Here is a 15,567-nt window from a genome sequence, read left to right on the forward strand (position 1 = left end):
CCGTCGCGGCGTTTTGCCATTTTGATTCGCCGTCTCGATTAAGGCGGTGTCGATTTATCTATTTAGGAGCGCATTCATGGCTGTTGGTCTTGGTCCGTTGCCAACGTTGCACCCGGTTGCCGGTTTTGAACTCGGTATCGCCTCGGCGGGCATCAAGCGCCCAGGGCGCAAGGATGTCGTGGTCATGCGTTGCGCCGAAGGCTCGACGGTTGCCGGCGTGTTCACCCTCAACGCCTTTTGCGCCGCGCCGGTCATCCTGGCCAAGCAACGCGTGCAGGGGCCGGTGCGTTACCTGCTGACCAACACCGGTAACGCCAACGCCGGCACCGGCGCGCCAGGCCTGGCCGCCGCCGAACGCACCTGCGCCAAGCTGGCCGAACTGACCGGCGTCGACGCCAGCCAGGTGCTGCCGTACTCCACCGGGGTGATCGGCGAACCGCTGCCGGTCGAGAAGATCGAAGGCGCGTTGCAGGCCGCTCTGGATGACCTGTCGGAAAACAACTGGGCCGCTGCCGCCACCGGCATCATGACCACCGACACACTGCCCAAAGGGGCCAGTCGTCAATTCCAGCACGATGGCGTGACCGTGACCGTCACCGGCATCAGCAAAGGCGCCGGCATGATCCGCCCGAACATGGCGACCATGCTTGGCTACATCGCCACTGACGCCAAAGTCTCCCGGCAGGTGCTGCAAGACCTGATGCTCGACGGCGCCAACAAGTCGTTCAACCGCATCACCATCGACGGCGACACCTCCACCAACGACTGCTGCATGCTGATCGCCACCGGCAAGGCCGATCTGCCGGAAATTACCGAAGCCAGCGGTGCGCTGTTTGCCGCCCTGAAGCAGGCGGTATTCGAAGTCTGCATGGAAGTGGCCCAGGCCATCGTCCGTGACGGCGAAGGCGCGACCAAGTTCGTGACCGTGCAAGTCAACGGTGGCGGCAACCATCAGGAATGCCTGGATGTTGGCTACACCGTGGCGCATTCGCCGCTGATCAAGACCGCGCTGTTCGCCTCCGACCCGAACTGGGGCCGGATCCTCGCCGCCGTCGGCCGTGCCGGTGTGCCGGACCTGGACGTGAGCAAGATCGACGTGTTCCTCGGTGAAGTTTGCATCGCCAGCCAGGGCGCACGCGCCGCCACCTACACCGAAACCCAGGGCGCGGCGGTGATGCAGCAGGAAGAAATCACCATTCGTATCGAGCTGGGACGTGGTGATTGCAGCGAAACGATCTGGACGACTGACCTGTCCCACGAGTATGTGAAGATTAACGCGGAATATCGGACTTAACAGTTCGGGACCGAGTTGCTGCCATCGCGAGCAGGCTCGCTCCCACAGGGATTGGTTGGGTGACCTGGACGTGTTCACACCACCGATCCATTGTGGGAGCGAGCTTGCTCGCGATGGCGCCAGTACAGCCTCCACAACACCCCAAGAAAGGATTCCAGACATGAGCCTGCACCTGATCATCGGCGACAAACGCCTTTCCTCCTGGTCCTTGCGCGGTGCGCTGGCCCTGGCGTTGACCGGCGCAAAGTACACCGAAGAGCTGGTCAGGCTCGACCAACCGGACACCCGTGAGAAACTGCTCAAGTATTCAGCCACCGCCAAAGTCCCGTTGCTCAAGACCGAATTCGGTGTGATCGCCGACTCCCTGGCGATTGCCGAATACCTGGCTGAACAGTTTCCCGATGCGGGCCTCTGGCCCAGGGACGTCGCGGCCCGGGCTCAGGCACGTTCGGCCTGTGCACAAATGCACAGCGGTTTTTTTGCTATCCGCAGCCACATGCCGTTTGACCTGCTGCGCGATGCGCCGCTAGTGCCCATGCCGGCGGAGGTTCAAGCGGAAATCCAGCGGATGCTGGCACTGTGGGCCGAATGCCGTGCGGCGGCTACTGAAGCCGGGCCCTACCTGTTTGGCCGCTTGAGTCTGGCAGATGTGTTCTTCGCGCCGGTGGCCGTGCGCTTGCGCACCTATCAGGTGGCGTTGCCCGAGGTCGATGCGGCCTATGTCGAAACTATCTATCAATGGCCGGCGTTCAAGGCGTGGCAACAGGCCGGCCTGGAGGAAACAGCGCGGTGAAACGAGTCCATGTAGCGGCGGCGGTCATTCGTGACGCTGCTGGCAAAATCCTGATCGCCCGACGGGCCGACACCCAGCACCAGGGTGGCCTTTGGGAGTTTCCCGGTGGCAAGGTTGAGGCGGATGAGTCCGTCGAAACCGCCCTGGCCCGCGAACTTCATGAGGAGCTGGGCATTGTCGTCGTCGCCGCCCGGCCGTTGATCAAGGTGCGTCACGATTACCCGGATAAACAGGTGTTGCTGGATGTCTGGGAAGTCTCGGCGTTCACCGGCGAGCCCCACGGTGCCGAAGGGCAGCCGTTGGCCTGGGTCACGGCCCGGGAGCTTTTGAACCATGAGTTCCCGGCGGCCAACCAGCCGATCATCGCGGCGGCTCGTTTGCCCGGCGAATATTTGATCACCCCTGAAGGCCTCGAAACGCCGCAGTTGCTGCGCGGCATGCAAAAGGCTATCGCCGGCGGGATCAAACTGGTCCAGCTGCGCGCGCCCAACGGCTACGACCCGAAGTACCGCGATCTGGCGGTGGATGCGGCAGGTTTGTGCGCCGGCAAGGCCCAGTTGATGCTCAAGGGGCCTTTCGAATGGCTGGGGGATTTCCCGTCCGCCGGCTGGCACATTACCGCCGCGCAATTGCGCAAGCATGCTGCGGCCGGTCGTCCTTTCGGCAAAGACCGTTGGCTGGCGGCGTCCTGCCACAACGCCGAGGAGCTGTCCCTGGCGCAGCAGATGGACGTGGACTTCGTGACGCTCTCGCCGGTGCAACCGACCCAGACCCATCCCGAGGCCCAACCGCTGGGGTGGGAAGCGGCTTCGCGGTTGATCGAGGGCTTCAACAGGCCGGTGTATCTGTTGGGCGGGGTGGGGCCGGACGAGCGGCAGCAAGCCTGGGCGGCTGGGGCGCAGGGTGTGGCGGGGATTCGGGCGTTTTGGCCTGGGCCTTGATTGGTTGGGATGACTGATCGTTCCCACGCTCTGCGTGGGAACGCCTCAACGGACGCTCCGCGTTCGGCTCTGGAGGGACGCGGAGCGTCCCGGGCTGCGTTCCCACGCAGAGCGTGGGGAACGATCATGCAGGTCATCAACTCTCGGGCTTGGCAGCCGCCACCCACAGCACCTCAGCCACCCCTTGCCGCCGGGCAATGACCCGCGCCGCGACGAATAACAGATCCGACAACCGATTGATATACGCCAGCCCCGGCCCGGCCAGTGGCTCCACGGCGTTCAACTGCTGACAACGGCGTTCGGCGCTACGGGCCAGGCTGCGGCAGACGTGGGCCTGGGCGATCAGTGTCGAGCCACCGGGCAGGATGAAATTCTCCAGCGGCCCGACTTCTTCGTTCCATGCATCGATGGCTGCTTCCAGGCGCTCGACTTCCAGCATGTTCAAGGCCTGATAAGCCGGCATCGCCAGTTCACCGCCCAGGTCGAACAGCCGATGCTGACAAGGCGCCAAGACCTCGATCAGCTCCTGTAGCGCCGGATATTCAACTGCCTCTACCGTGAGGCTGGCGAGCAACAATCCCAACTGACTGTTGAGCGTGTCCACCTCGCCAATGGCCTCGACCCGTGGATGGTCCTTGGCTACACGGCGACCATCCCCCAACCCGGTCTCACCTTTGTCGCCGGTGCGGGTGTAAATCTTCGACAGGCGAAAACCCATGTTCAGCGCTCCAGTTGTTTGTGTTCCTGCGGCACCATTGAGGTGCCGGTCAATGGCAGGCGCAAGGTGAAGCAGGTGCCCTGGCCCGGCGCCGACTGCACTTCCATCTGGCCCTTGTGATTATTGGTGATGATGAAATACGACACCGACAGCCCCAGCCCGGTCCCTTGGCCGATTTCCTTGGTGGTGAAGAACGGCTCGAAGGTGCGTTTGCGTACGTTCTCGCTCATGCCGATGCCGTTGTCCTCCACCTGGATCTCTGCCCACGGTGGGTTCAGCCGCGTGCGCAGGATAATGCGCCCGGGTTCGCTGTCGTCCTGGCGTTGATGGATCGCCTGGGCGGCGTTTTTCAGCAGGTTGAGCAGCACCTGCTCCAGCTCGTTGGCGGTGCCGGGCACCGGGCCCAGGTTGGGGTCGAACTGCCGGATGATCGCCTGGCCCTTGAAATCGAAACCGATTGCCAGGTCGAAGTCGTTGCCGGCGATCTCCACCGCCTGGTCGATCAGTGCCGGCAGGTCGCAGGGCGCCATCTGCCGGGTGCTGCGCCGGCTGAAGCTGAGCATGTGGGTGACGATTTTCGCCGCCCGGGCGCCGGCCTGCTGGATGCCGTCGAGCAACTGCGGGATTTCCCGGCTTTGCAGGTAAAGGTTCACCCTTTGCAGTTCGATATTCAGTTGTTCGGCCTGTTCGATGTTCTTCGGCAGCTCCGGCGACAGGCGTCGGCGGATGTTTTGCACGTTGTGCAGGATGGCTCCCAGCGGGTTGTTGATTTCATGGGCCATGCCCGCCGCAAGACCGCCGACCGAGAGCATCTTTTCTGATTGCACCATCATTTCTTCCAGCGACAGGCGTTGGGTGATGTCATCGATGCGGATCACCACGCCGCGTCCGGCGCCGCCCATCAGTGGATAGAAAGTGAGGGCGTAGTGCCGGGCCTCGTCGTCCTTGGTCCAGGTGACGCGTTCGATCTTCGCCACCGTATGCTGTTCGACCGTTTGCTTGAGCTGTGGCAGGTAAGGCTTGAGCGGTTCGAAGGCGAGGAAGATCGGCTGGTTCAGCGCCTCGTCCAGGCGTGTGCCGGAGAGGGCGCTGGCTTCCTGGTTCCATTGGGTGACGTAGAGCTGTTCGTCGAGGGCGATCAGGGCCGAGGGCATGGAGTCGATAATGCTGTTGAGGTAGTTCTGGAAACCGGTGAGCTTTTTCTCGATCTTGCTGCGCACCTGGACTTCCAGCTCCAGTTTGCGATTGGTGTGGCGGGTTTCTTCCGCCAGGCCCTGGGCCTGGTCGTAGGCGGCCTGGGAATCGTCCCGCGCGCGCTTGAGTTGCTGCTCCCGGGCTTCGATCCGCGAGAGCATGGTGTTGAACGCCTCGGCCAGACTGCCGATTTCGTCGTGGTTGCCGCGGGCGGCGCGCAGGGAATAGTTCTCCTCGCGGGTGACCTGGCGCGACAGTTCCTCGAGCTGATGAATCGGCTGGGTGATCAGGCGTTTGATCTGCTGGGCAATGACCAGCCAGAGCAACACGCTGAAAATAAGGATGCCGAGGCTGGCGGTCAGGGTGCCGGTGTAGAACGCAGTCGGCAGTTCGCTGCTGGCAACCAGCAACAGATGACCCGGCGCCGTCCCCGGGCGGGGTAGGGTGATGACCTGATTGCTGCGAAACTCACTGGCTTGCCACGCCTGCATGTGGCGGTAATGGTCCGGCAGCTTGAGCTTTTCGCCCTGTTGCAGTTGCGCCAGGCGTGCGCCCTCGCCGTCATACAACGCAGCGGCCCGCAACGGCGCGTAGCTGTTGAGTTCATCCAGCAGGCGCTGGGCGGTCTGAGGCGACTGCAGGGCATCGGCGATCAGGCTCGGGTTGGCCACCAGCCGACCGATGGTCTGCAGGGCCTGGGGCGCCATGCTTTCCTGGGAAATGTAATAGGCGGCGCTGATAAAGGTCAGGTTGGCCACCAGCAGGACGGTGGTCAACAACACCAGCAGGGCGGCCAGCAGTTTCTGGCCGACCGGGAGGTTTTCAAGGCGCTGGCGCAATGGCATCGGACTCTTCGTTTAAAAGGAACACGAGGGCCAGCGTAGCCGCTGCTCAGTCGCCGGGCAATCCGAGGTTGTTCAAGTGGGTAATCAGACGCTGCCGCAATTGTTCCAGGTGTGGCACCGGTAACCGGTGGCGCTCGGCAACCTTGCAAGCGTGGCCGAGCAGGTAGCTGATTTCGGTGCGGCGGCCATGGGCGACGTCCTGGTACATCGAGGAGTAGTTGGCGGCGGTGGCCTGTATGACCCGTTCGACTTCCGGCTGCAAGTCTTCGGCCGCCATGGGCTGGCCGCAGCGTTCCAGCAGGTCCGTGAGTTCCGCGCAGAGGGTCGCCACTTCGCAGTGATGCGCCTGCAGGCCGCCGTTCTTGCAGTGGTGCAGGACGGTCAGAGGGTTGATGGCACAGTTGAGCGCCAGTTTGCGCCAGAGCCGGGTGAGGATGTCAGCCGTCCATTCGTGGGGTATGGCGGCGGCGGTGAGGTCGTCCAGCCAGATCGGTGCCACCGGGTGCGCGGGGTCACCCAGCCAGGTGTAGCCGTGGCCGGCAAACACCACGCGCCAGTCACCGTCGCGGAATGCCCCTTCGGTACTGGAGGCACTGATGCAACGGGCCTGGGGAACACGATTGGCGACTGCGTCCTGACTGCCGAGGCCGTTCTGTAGCAGGATCAGTTCCGCGTCGGCGCTCAGGCGATGAGCCACAGAAGCCACGGCCGCTTCGGCGTCATAGGCTTTGCAGGCCAGGAGCAGGCGTTTGATCGGCTCGGGGGCGTCGGCTGTTTGCCCGGGTACCGGGTATTGCCGGGCCTGACCCTGTTCCACCAGCGTCAGACCACCGGCGGCCCGATAGGCCTGCAAGCGTTGTTCATTGCGCAGTACCAGCCGCACCGGCAAACCGGCCCGGGCCAGGCGCGTCGCCCACAACGTACCGAGGCTGCCGGCCCCCAGGACATGCCAGGTAGTAGGCATCAGTTTTTTACTCGGTTTGGCGCAGGCATCTGGGGGCTCGCAGTGTCGACAGGAAAAGACCCGTTATAATGAGCCCGATTTTAACCACAAGCCAAGCACGCGCCTTTGTCACGGGCGCGTCTTTTTTATTGGAGAACACTACATGCCGTCATTCGACGTGGTATCCGAACTGGACAAACACGAAGTCACCAACGCCGTTGAAAACGCCGTCAAGGAACTCGACCGTCGTTATGACCTCAAGGGCAAGGGCAGTTTCGAGTTCAAGGAGAAGGACCTGACCGTCAACCTGACCGCCGAGGCCGACTTCCAGCTTGAGGCAATGATCGAGATCCTCAAGCTGGCCCTGGTCAAGCGCAAGATCGACGTTCAGTGCCTTGAGGTCAAGGACGCCTATGCCTCGGGCAAGCTGATGAAGCAGGAAGCCGTGCTCAAGGAAGGCATCGACAAGGAACTGGCGAAGAAAATCGTTGCTCATATCAAGGACGCCAAGCTCAAGGTGCAAGCCGCCATCCAGGGCGAGCAAGTGCGCGTCACCGGCAAAAAGCGTGATGACTTGCAGGAAGCCATCGCGGCACTGCGGGGCAAGGAATTCGGCATGCCTTTGCAGTTCAATAACTTCCGCGACTGATACCCGGTGCACAGAGGCATTGTGGGGAGCGGGCAAACGCTCTTTCACAATGCTTCGCCCGGTCTTTCGTGGTTATGGCAATAGAAGGAGAGGTAGATGGACTTGAACGCTGAAGTGGACAACTTGATCAAGGCGTCCGAGGCCTGGATCCCCATGATCATGGAGTATGGCAGCCGGGTGCTGCTGGCGGTGGTGACGCTGGCCATTGGCTGGTGGCTGATCAACAAGGTAACCCGCAAACTCGGCGGGCTGTTGGCACTGCGCAATGCCGACCTGGCGCTGCAAGGGTTCATCAGCAATCTGGCGAACATCATCCTCAAGATCCTGCTGATCGTCAGCGTGGCGTCGATGATCGGCATTGAAACCACCTCGTTCATCGCGGCCATCGGTGCGGCAGGCCTGGCGATCGGCCTGGCATTGCAGGGCAGTCTGGCGAACTTCGCCGGTGGTGTGTTGATTCTGTTGTTCCGCCCGTTCCGCATCGGTGACTGGATCGAAGCTCAAGGCGTGGCTGGTACGGTCGACAGCATCCAGATCTTTCACACCGTGATTCGCACTGGTGACAACAAAACTGTCATCGTGCCCAACGGCAACCTGTCGAACGGCATCATCACCAACACCAATCGCCAGCCGACCCGCAAAGTCGTGTTCGATGTCGGCGTGGATTACCAGGCCGACCTGCAAAAGGCTCGCGAAGTATTGTTGGAGCTGGCCAAGGACGAGCGTGTACTGGCCGATCCAGCGCCTGAGGCGGTGATTTCCACCCTGGGCGACAGTTCGATCACGGTGTCGTTGCGGGTATGGGTCAAAACGGCCGATTACTGGAGCGTGATGTTCATGTTCAATGAACAGGCCCGGGATCGTTTGAAGGACGCGGGAATTGATATTCCGTTTCCGCAGCGGGTTATTCGTATGGTCCACGAAGGGGCTGCGCAGTAACGCTTTGAATGCATGAGCTGATTGTTAGTTAGCTTGCTAATTACGAAGTTGCTTTTAAGCTGACCTGTAATGGGCACAAAAAAACCGCTCACCTGAATCAGGTGAGCGGTTTTTTATTTGTTGCCGGTGTAACTATCGAATGACCGCTGAATTACAAGATGCTCAGAGGGTATTCGACGATGAAGCGGAAGTCGTTGTTGTCGTTGCCAACACCGGTGCTTCCACGATAGAACGCGCTACGAACGCGGAAAGACAGGTCTTTGGCTGGACCGCTTTGCATAACGTACTTGGTTTCGATGTCGAGCTCGTGTTCTTTTGCGTCATCGTTAGTGCCGGTGTCAATGTTGTCACCGGTGATGTAACGAGTCATGAAGCTCAGGCCAGGAACGCCGTAGGTTTTCATGTTCAGGTCGTAGCGAGCCTGCCAGGAGCGTTCGTCTTTATTGTTGAAGTCGGAGTACTGGACGGAGTTGGCGAGGAAAATAGTGCCGTTGCCGTCAGCGCCATATTTGTAGCCTGCGTCGCCGGTTGAGCGTTGGTGAGCGAGGGTGAATTTGTGGGCGCCAAGGCTGTAAGCCGCTGCGAGGGACCAGATGCGGTTGTCAGCCTCACCGGCGAGCTCTTGACCTTCGCCCTTCGTGTCGTAGCCGTTGAAGTCGAAGTTCAACGACTGATCTTCGTTGATTGGAAGGGTGTAGTTGAGGTTGAGGTATTTCTTTTTGTAGAAATCTTCAATATCGGAAGCAGCTACACCACCTACAAAATTGTCGGTGAACTGATAGGTTGCACCAGCAATGTTAGCGGATTTAAGGCCGGTGCCGTTGATGGTGTCGCGGCCCATGGCAGTCTGATCGCTCAGGGAGGTGAAGCGACCTGCGCTCAGTTCCAGGCCCTTGATTTCGTTGCTGGTGATCAAGGTGCCGGTGGCAACTTCCGGCAGCAGGCGGCTGTCGTCGGTGGCGAACACTGGGCTGCTGGTGAACTGGTTACCGTATTTCAGGACTGTGTCGGACAGACGGAATTTAACCGCGCCGCCAGCCTTCGATTGAGTCTTTTCCAGATTGTCACTGCTGTCCTGGGCGAACAAGCCGTTACCAGCACGACCAGTGCCGCCGTCGAAGCGGACGGAGCCCAATGCGAAAGCGTCAACGCCTACGCCGACGGTACCTTGGGTAAAGCCCGACTCGTAGATAGCGCGTACGCCGAGGCCGGCTTCTTCACGATAACTTTGTTCGTCGCTATCGTTGTTCTTCCAATCACGATTCATGTACAGCATACGGCTCAGAACGTTCAGGCTCTGATCTTCAAAAAAGCCCTTGGATTCTTCCTGGGAAGAGGCCATTGCGAACTGCGAGGTACTGGCCGAAACAGCCAGTGCGATCATGCTCCACTTCATCACGCGCATCGTGATTTGCTCCTTTGGTTTTTAGAAGAGTCTTGCCGTCCCACCTGTTTTTTTATCTGGGCGGCTCTTTCTTTTTGTGTCGGCGCGAACTTATATCACGACGACATTCATTGGCGATACTTGCCCATCCAATCTTTCAGCTTCTTTACGACCCTGTCGCCAATGGCTCGATCCATGTCGTATTTGGGCTGTTCCGGCGCAATCGGACTCACAACTCGAAGTTGCTTCTTTTTTCCGGCGTCGGTGTAAAGACTCCTTTGTTACTGCGCTTGAAGCTCCCTGTGGGCAACCTTGCCACTTTATTTATAGGCCCGCAGGTTTTCGCTTCCGGCGATGCCCTGCAGGCGATATGGGGATGAATGCAACAAGCATGCTCAAACCCGGATTTTGTTCACGTTTTTTTCACATTCTCCATTTTTGCATGGTGAAACCTCATGAAACCGGGCTCCAAAGGCCTTGTTTTAAATGAGGTTGACTGCTGTGGCGCTCTCGTGTTTAGAACCGCTAAACGCTGCGAGACAACCAAAAACGTTACCGGTTCACCCTCTCAGTGAGTAGATCACGGATGCTTCGTGCACTGAGCGTAGACGCGTTGTGCTGTTTTGGTGCAAAAAATCTCTACCTTGTACGAAAATTTTACAGGCTCAGTGCAAGAGGCAGTGCTCGCAGCGCCCGTCTCAGGCCTATGTGTTACCGGCCGCGCTGAGTTGGTGCGCGTACTGGAAAAAAAGCCTCGGACAGGGTCATGACAGTACGCAGTGAACCCTTCGACGTTCAAGGGTATGCTGCGGCTCTATGTCCCCCTCAGGCCCGCTGAGTCGGGCAAAATCGATAACCAGCGAGGAGTGCGCGCGGTGTTTGCTTTAGATCCACAACTGCAACAAGACACGTTAGTCATGGGTGACTTCCCGCTGTGCCGGTTGCTCTTGTCCAACGATTCCAATTACCCGTGGTTCATCCTCGTGCCGCGACGGGAAAATATCAGCGAATTGTTTCAATTGGATGACGCCGACCAGCGGCAGCTGTGGAAGGAAACCACGGCCCTGGCCGAAACCCTCAAGGACTCCTTCAATGCTGACAAGCTGAACGTTGCAACCTTGGGTAACGTCGTCAGTCAGTTGCACATGCACGTCATCGTGCGCAAGCGTGATGACGCGGCCTGGCCAGCGCCGGTCTGGGGCAAACACCCGGCCAGGTCGTATACTGCTGAACAGGTGAAGGTCATTCGCGACCGATTGCGAGCGGCCCTGACCGATGATTTCAAGTTTCTGGAGGGTTGAAACCATGAACCTTGAAGAGCGTGTAACGGATCTGGAAAGTCGCCTGGCGTTTCAGGATGACACTATCCAGGCATTAAATGACGTGCTGGTGGAGCAGCAGCGAGTGGTCGAGCGTCTGCAGCTGCAAATGGCCGCGTTGCTCAAGCGCCAGGAAGAGATGGCCGGGCAATTCGAAACCTTCGAAGAAGAAGCGCCTCCGCCTCACTACTGACCGACCGGAACGACAGGCAATAAAAAACCGCGAGCAGCCAGGCTGCATCGCGGTTTTTTTACGCTTGGGATCAGCGGCGCGGTAGCGCGGCGATCACATCTTCGGCCTGCAGGCCCTTGTCGCGGTTCATCACGGAGAACTCCACGCGCTGGCCTTCGACCAGAACGCGGTGGCCTTCACCACGAATGGCTCGGAAATGCACAAAGATGTCATCGCCGGAGTCGCGGGAGATGAAACCGAACCCCTTGGAAGTGTTGAACCACTTCACGGTGCCGGTATCGCGGTTGGACATGTCGTAGTTTTGCGGTGCGGCGGCCGGTGACGACTTCTTGTAGAAGCTGACAGCCAGGTGCAATGCCACGGCGAGCAGTGATGCGGCCAGGCTGAACAGCACGGCCGGTTGACCGGCGATTTGCGGCATGGGTGCCAGCAGGGTCAGGGTTTGCAGGGCAACGGCCAACACCAGCAAGGCGCTGACCAGGTTTTGCAGTTGATGACGTGGGCCTTTGTTCCAGTAGGGGATAACAGGTGCAAGGGTCAGGTTGAGCAGGCCGAAAAAGGCCAGGTAAAGCGCATCGGGATGTTGCAGGTAAGGCGTGGCTTCGGAACCCAGGCTAGGGATGAAGGACAGCAGCAGGGCAGCTGCGCCCATTAGCAAGTGGACGATTTTCAACATTTTGATTGACTCACGGTTAAGACGGATCACAAGGAAGAGCTGATCGGGGCGGTTCGCTTCGGAACAATAGAGAGGCGTTGGACACATTCCCGAATCAGCCTATGCGCCATGCCCGGAAAAATAGGCGTAGCGACACACTGCCTATTTAACAGCAAAGCCCCGACCTTCTCAAACCCGTTACGGGGGGCGGACCGCGCTGTTCGTCGGCGCAAGGTATCAGGCAAGGGCGTGAAATCTCCCGCCTCGTCGGAACCGTCCGGTGTTGCGGCTTGTCGGTTCAGGAGGGCTGGCGATTTGTCGCAGGCTGGCGGCGGTAACACCGGCTAGAGTGCAAGGGCCGCTGTCGAATTCATCACCGCAGGAGATCAACCAACATGGCAATTGATATCGGGATCAGTGAAGAAGATCGCAAATCCATCGTCGAGGGGCTTTCACGGCTGCTGTCGGACACTTACGTTCTGTACCTCAAGACCCATAATTTTCACTGGAACGTCACGGGGCCGATGTTTCGCACCCTGCACCTGATGTTCGAGGAGCAATACAACGAACTGGCGCTGGCGGTGGACCTGATTGCCGAACGCATTCGTGCCCTCGGCTTTCCTGCGCCGGGCGCTTACGCCGTGTATGCACGCTTGTCTTCTATCAAGGAAGAAGAAGGCGTGCCTGGCGCCGAAGACATGATCCGCCAGTTGGTCGAGGGGCAGGAAGCCGTGACGCGTACGGCCCGTAGCATCCTTCCTTTATCGGACAAGGTCAGTGACGAACCGACCACCGATCTGCTGACCCAGCGCATGCAGGTCCATGAAAAAACCGCATGGATGTTGCGCTCGCTGCTGGAAGACCGGTAAGCGCCGGGCCGGGCGATGACGGAGGGGCTGGCATTATCGCTGGCTCTTTGTGTAGGACGTCGTAATTCGTCGCCTGCCTGCTGCTGGCTTGTCCTACGCCGATGGTCATAAAGTCATCTGGATCTGGCGATGCCGTTGAGCTTCCATAGAGCCACAGATTGGTTGTTCCAATTGAGAGGTTCGTATGGCAAAGGAGTGTCAACGGTATGATTCAAGGAAAGGAACCTGGGGAGGGTGTGCATGGGCGCTTTCAGCCCATTACCATCGACCCGTTCGTCCGGGGGTTCGACATGCAACTGGCCCGGCCCCTGTCCCGATCGATCCGCCTGAACGGGTTCGCCACCTGTCTTCGGCTCGAGCAGGTCTATTGGGATATTCTCGGTGACATGGCCCAGCTCAACAGCTGTTCCATCAGTACTCTGCTGTCCCATGTGGACCGGGAAGTGCACCTGCGCCATGGCGGGGTACGCAACTTCAGCGGTTTAGTGCGCGTGGTTTGCGTGGTGCACAGTTTGAAAGAGGCTGGGACAGCGGTCGTGGGGCGACATTGGCGTGATGAATGCGTGGCGCCTGTCAGTGGCTGAAACCGACCGGCAACGGCCTGTGCCGTCTTACGGCTGCACAGGCCGCATTTAATGGATATAATCCCGCTCTTTGCCGCAAAGCCCAGCCTTTGCGCGAGTAACCTGATCGCCGAGACAACCCCCATGCCGATGTACGACTATCAATGTGCTTCCTGTGGTCATCAGATGGAAGCCATTCAAAAGATCAGCGCGGCACCGCTGGTCGACTGCCCTGCCTGTCAGGCGCCGGAACTGAAAAAGATGCTGTCCATGCCAGGTTTCCGCCTCGGTGGCACCGGCTGGTATGAAACCGACTTCAAGACCGGCGCCAAGAAGAACCTGGCCGGTGGCGACAAAGCTGACTGAGTTGAACACGCGCGAGCTCTTGCACGGGCAGGGCCTCCAACCGAATTTCGAATTACGAGAAGTGAAACCACTACCATGATGCGCAGCCATTATTGCGGCCAACTGAACGAAAGCCTGGAAGGTCAGGAAGTTACTCTTTGCGGATGGGTCCATCGTCGCCGTGACCATGGCGGGGTGATTTTCCTCGATATCCGTGATCGTGAAGGCCTGGCCCAAGTGGTGTTCGACCCGGACCGCGCTGAAACCTTCGCCGCCGCCGACCGCGTGCGCAGCGAATACGTGGTCAAGATCACCGGCAAGGTACGCCTGCGTCCGGCCGGTGCCGGCAACGCCAACATGGCCTCGGGCATGATCGAAGTGTTGGGCTACGAGCTGGAAGTGCTCAACGAAGCGGAAACCCCGCCGTTCCCGCTCAACGAATACTCCGACGTGGGCGAAGAAACCCGCCTGCGCTATCGCTTCATTGACCTGCGTCGCCCGGAAATGGCCGAAAAGCTGCGTCTGCGTTCGCGCATGACCACCAGCATCCGTCGTTACCTGGATGAAAACGGCTTCCTCGACGTCGAGACGCCGATCCTGACCCGCGCCACGCCGGAAGGTGCTCGCGACTACCTGGTGCCGAGCCGCACCCACCCCGGTAGCTTCTTTGCCTTGCCGCAATCGCCGCAGTTGTTCAAGCAACTGCTGATGGTGGCCGGCTTCGACCGCTACTACCAGATCGCCAAGTGCTTCCGCGACGAAGACCTGCGTGCCGACCGTCAGCCTGAGTTCACTCAGATCGACATCGAGACCAGCTTCCTCGACGAAAAAGACATCATGGGCCTGACCGAAGGCATGATCCGCAACCTGTTCAAGGAAGTGCTGGGTCTGGAATTCGGCGAGTTCCCGCACATGACCTTCGAAGAGGCCATGCGCCGCTACGGTTCCGACAAGCCGGACCTGCGTAACCCGCTGGAACTGGTGGACGTGGCCGATCAGCTCAAGGAAGTCGATTTCAAGGTGTTCAGCGGCCCGGCCAACGACCCGAAATGCCGGATCGCGGCCCTGCGTGTGCCAGGCGGGGCAAGCATGCCGCGCAAGCAGATCGACGACTACACCAAGTTCGTCGGCATCTACGGTGCCAAGGGGTTGGCGTACATCAAGGTCAACGAGCGCGCGGCGGGTGTTGACGGCCTGCAATCGCCGATCGTGAAAAACATCCCTGAAGCCAACCTGAACGTGATCCTCGATCGCGTGGGCGCGGTTGATGGCGACATCGTGTTCTTCGGCGCTGACAAGGCCAAGATCGTCAGCGAAGCCTTGGGCGCGCTGCGCATCAAGCTGGGTCACGATCTCAAGCTGCTGACCTGCGAATGGGCGCCGATGTGGGTCGTCGACTTCCCGATGTTCGAAGAGAACGACGACGGCAGTTTCTCCGCGCTGCACCACCCGTTCACCGCGCCGAAGTGCTCGCCTGAGGAGTTGGAGGCCAACCCGGCCACCGCTCTGTCACGCGCTTACGACATGGTCTTGAACGGCACCGAGCTGGGTGGCGGTTCGATCCGTATCCATCGCAAGGAAATGCAACAGGCGGTCTTCCGTCTGCTGGGCATCAGTGAAGCGGAACAGGAAGAGAAATTCGGCTTCCTGCTCGATGCTCTGAAGTACGGTGCACCGCCCCACGGTGGCCTGGCCTTTGGCCTGGACCGCCTGGTGATGCTGATGACCGGCGCCCAGTCGATTCGTGAAGTGATCGCGTTCCCGAAAACCCAGAGCGCGGCCGATGTCATGACCCAGGCTCCGGGTGTGGTGGATGCCAAGGCACTGCGCGAGTTGCACATCCGTCTGCGTGAACAGCCAAAGGCTGAGTAAGGCCGACACCTGAAGGCGCATCTTCGGATGCGCCTTTTCATTGGGGTCGAT

The 15,567-nt window shown here is 59.8% G+C and carries 16 protein-coding genes; 11 read left to right on the top strand and 5 right to left on the bottom strand.

Annotation, left to right across the window (positions count from 1 at the left end; translation table 11 throughout):
- The first annotated feature begins 76 nt into the window (after window positions 1-76).
- The 3 genes from argJ to CRX69_RS10105 all read left to right on the top strand — a co-directional run bounded on the left by argJ (window position 77) and on the right by CRX69_RS10105 (window position 3,028).
- Window positions 77-1,294 carry a bifunctional glutamate N-acetyltransferase/amino-acid acetyltransferase ArgJ gene (argJ, locus tag CRX69_RS10095; RefSeq protein WP_107321968.1) on the top strand — a complete coding sequence of 406 codons (1,218 nt, stop codon included), beginning with the start codon at window positions 77-79 and terminating at the stop codon, window positions 1,292-1,294.
- Between the two features lie 160 nt (window positions 1,295-1,454).
- Window positions 1,455-2,087 carry a glutathione S-transferase family protein gene (locus tag CRX69_RS10100; RefSeq protein WP_107321969.1) on the top strand — a complete coding sequence of 211 codons (633 nt, stop codon included), beginning with the start codon at window positions 1,455-1,457 and terminating at the stop codon, window positions 2,085-2,087.
- Complete coding sequence (locus tag CRX69_RS10105) at window positions 2,084-3,028, top strand: Nudix family hydrolase (RefSeq protein WP_107321970.1); 945 nt, start codon at window positions 2,084-2,086, stop codon at window positions 3,026-3,028. Before CRX69_RS10100 ends, CRX69_RS10105 begins: the two co-directional genes overlap by 4 nt.
- Window positions 3,029-3,164: 136 nt before the next feature.
- Here CRX69_RS10105 and CRX69_RS10115 read toward each other — a convergent pair whose 3' ends face one another.
- Genes CRX69_RS10115 through CRX69_RS10125 form a run of 3 tightly spaced genes read right to left on the bottom strand, consistent with a single transcriptional unit; the run spans window position 3,165 to window position 6,749 of the window.
- Window positions 3,165-3,746, bottom strand: coding sequence for a cob(I)yrinic acid a,c-diamide adenosyltransferase (locus CRX69_RS10115; protein WP_107321972.1), 582 nt, complete (start codon window positions 3,744-3,746; stop codon window positions 3,165-3,167).
- Between the two features lie 2 nt (window positions 3,747-3,748).
- The gene (locus tag CRX69_RS10120; RefSeq protein WP_047227080.1) at window positions 3,749-5,785 is read right to left on the bottom strand and encodes a sensor histidine kinase; all 2,037 of its coding nucleotides are present in this window, start codon (window positions 5,783-5,785) and stop codon (window positions 3,749-3,751) included.
- A gap of 46 nt (window positions 5,786-5,831) precedes the next feature.
- Complete coding sequence (locus CRX69_RS10125) at window positions 5,832-6,749, bottom strand: putative 2-dehydropantoate 2-reductase (protein WP_107321973.1); 918 nt, start codon at window positions 6,747-6,749, stop codon at window positions 5,832-5,834.
- Between the two features lie 142 nt (window positions 6,750-6,891).
- On the opposite strand from CRX69_RS10125, the gene CRX69_RS10130 reads away from it, so the two are divergent.
- Both CRX69_RS10130 and CRX69_RS10135 read left to right on the top strand, forming a co-directional pair.
- Window positions 6,892-7,377 carry a YajQ family cyclic di-GMP-binding protein gene (locus CRX69_RS10130; protein WP_003205057.1) on the top strand — a complete coding sequence of 162 codons (486 nt, stop codon included), beginning with the start codon at window positions 6,892-6,894 and terminating at the stop codon, window positions 7,375-7,377.
- Between the two features lie 96 nt (window positions 7,378-7,473).
- Window positions 7,474-8,316 carry a mechanosensitive ion channel family protein gene (locus CRX69_RS10135; protein WP_047227078.1) on the top strand — a complete coding sequence of 281 codons (843 nt, stop codon included), beginning with the start codon at window positions 7,474-7,476 and terminating at the stop codon, window positions 8,314-8,316.
- A gap of 151 nt (window positions 8,317-8,467) precedes the next feature.
- On the opposite strand, the gene CRX69_RS10140 is transcribed toward CRX69_RS10135, so the two are convergent.
- Window positions 8,468-9,721, bottom strand: a complete 1,254-nt coding sequence (locus CRX69_RS10140; protein ID WP_047227077.1) for an OprD family porin — start codon at window positions 9,719-9,721, stop codon at window positions 8,468-8,470.
- Between the two features lie 854 nt (window positions 9,722-10,575).
- Here CRX69_RS10140 and CRX69_RS10145 point away from each other — a divergent pair.
- Window positions 10,576-11,001, top strand: a complete 426-nt coding sequence (locus CRX69_RS10145; RefSeq protein WP_076383691.1) for an HIT family protein — start codon at window positions 10,576-10,578, stop codon at window positions 10,999-11,001.
- Between the two features lie 4 nt (window positions 11,002-11,005).
- The gene (locus CRX69_RS10150; RefSeq protein ID WP_047227075.1) at window positions 11,006-11,212 is read left to right on the top strand and encodes a SlyX family protein; all 207 of its coding nucleotides are present in this window, start codon (window positions 11,006-11,008) and stop codon (window positions 11,210-11,212) included.
- Between the two features lie 70 nt (window positions 11,213-11,282).
- On the opposite strand, the gene CRX69_RS28060 is transcribed toward CRX69_RS10150, so the two are convergent.
- On the bottom strand, window positions 11,283-11,888 hold the full coding sequence (locus tag CRX69_RS28060) for a cold-shock protein (protein ID WP_047227074.1): 606 nt from the start codon (window positions 11,886-11,888) through the stop codon (window positions 11,283-11,285).
- Between the two features lie 374 nt (window positions 11,889-12,262).
- Here CRX69_RS28060 and CRX69_RS10160 point away from each other — a divergent pair, with 374 nt between their 5' ends.
- From CRX69_RS10160 to aspS, 4 genes are all read left to right on the top strand, one after another.
- A complete protein-coding gene (locus CRX69_RS10160) occupies window positions 12,263-12,736 on the top strand; it encodes a Dps family protein (protein ID WP_047227073.1) in 474 nt (157 codons plus the stop codon).
- 206 nt (window positions 12,737-12,942) lie between these two features.
- Window positions 12,943-13,320 carry a ribbon-helix-helix domain-containing protein gene (locus CRX69_RS10165; RefSeq protein WP_107321974.1) on the top strand — a complete coding sequence of 126 codons (378 nt, stop codon included), beginning with the start codon at window positions 12,943-12,945 and terminating at the stop codon, window positions 13,318-13,320.
- Window positions 13,321-13,443: 123 nt separating this feature from the next.
- Window positions 13,444-13,665 (top strand): FmdB family zinc ribbon protein, encoded by a 222-nt coding sequence (locus tag CRX69_RS10170; RefSeq protein WP_003178589.1) that lies wholly within the window; start codon window positions 13,444-13,446, stop codon window positions 13,663-13,665.
- A 75-nt stretch (window positions 13,666-13,740) separates the two neighbouring features.
- Window positions 13,741-15,516: an aspartate--tRNA ligase gene (gene aspS / locus CRX69_RS10175; protein WP_092393309.1), complete on the top strand. Its 1,776-nt coding sequence runs from the start codon at window positions 13,741-13,743 to the stop codon at window positions 15,514-15,516.
- Window positions 15,517-15,567: the final 51 nt, after the last annotated feature.

This window comes from Pseudomonas rhizophila (assembly GCF_003033885.1).
GTDB lineage: Bacteria > Pseudomonadota > Gammaproteobacteria > Pseudomonadales > Pseudomonadaceae > Aquipseudomonas > Aquipseudomonas rhizophila.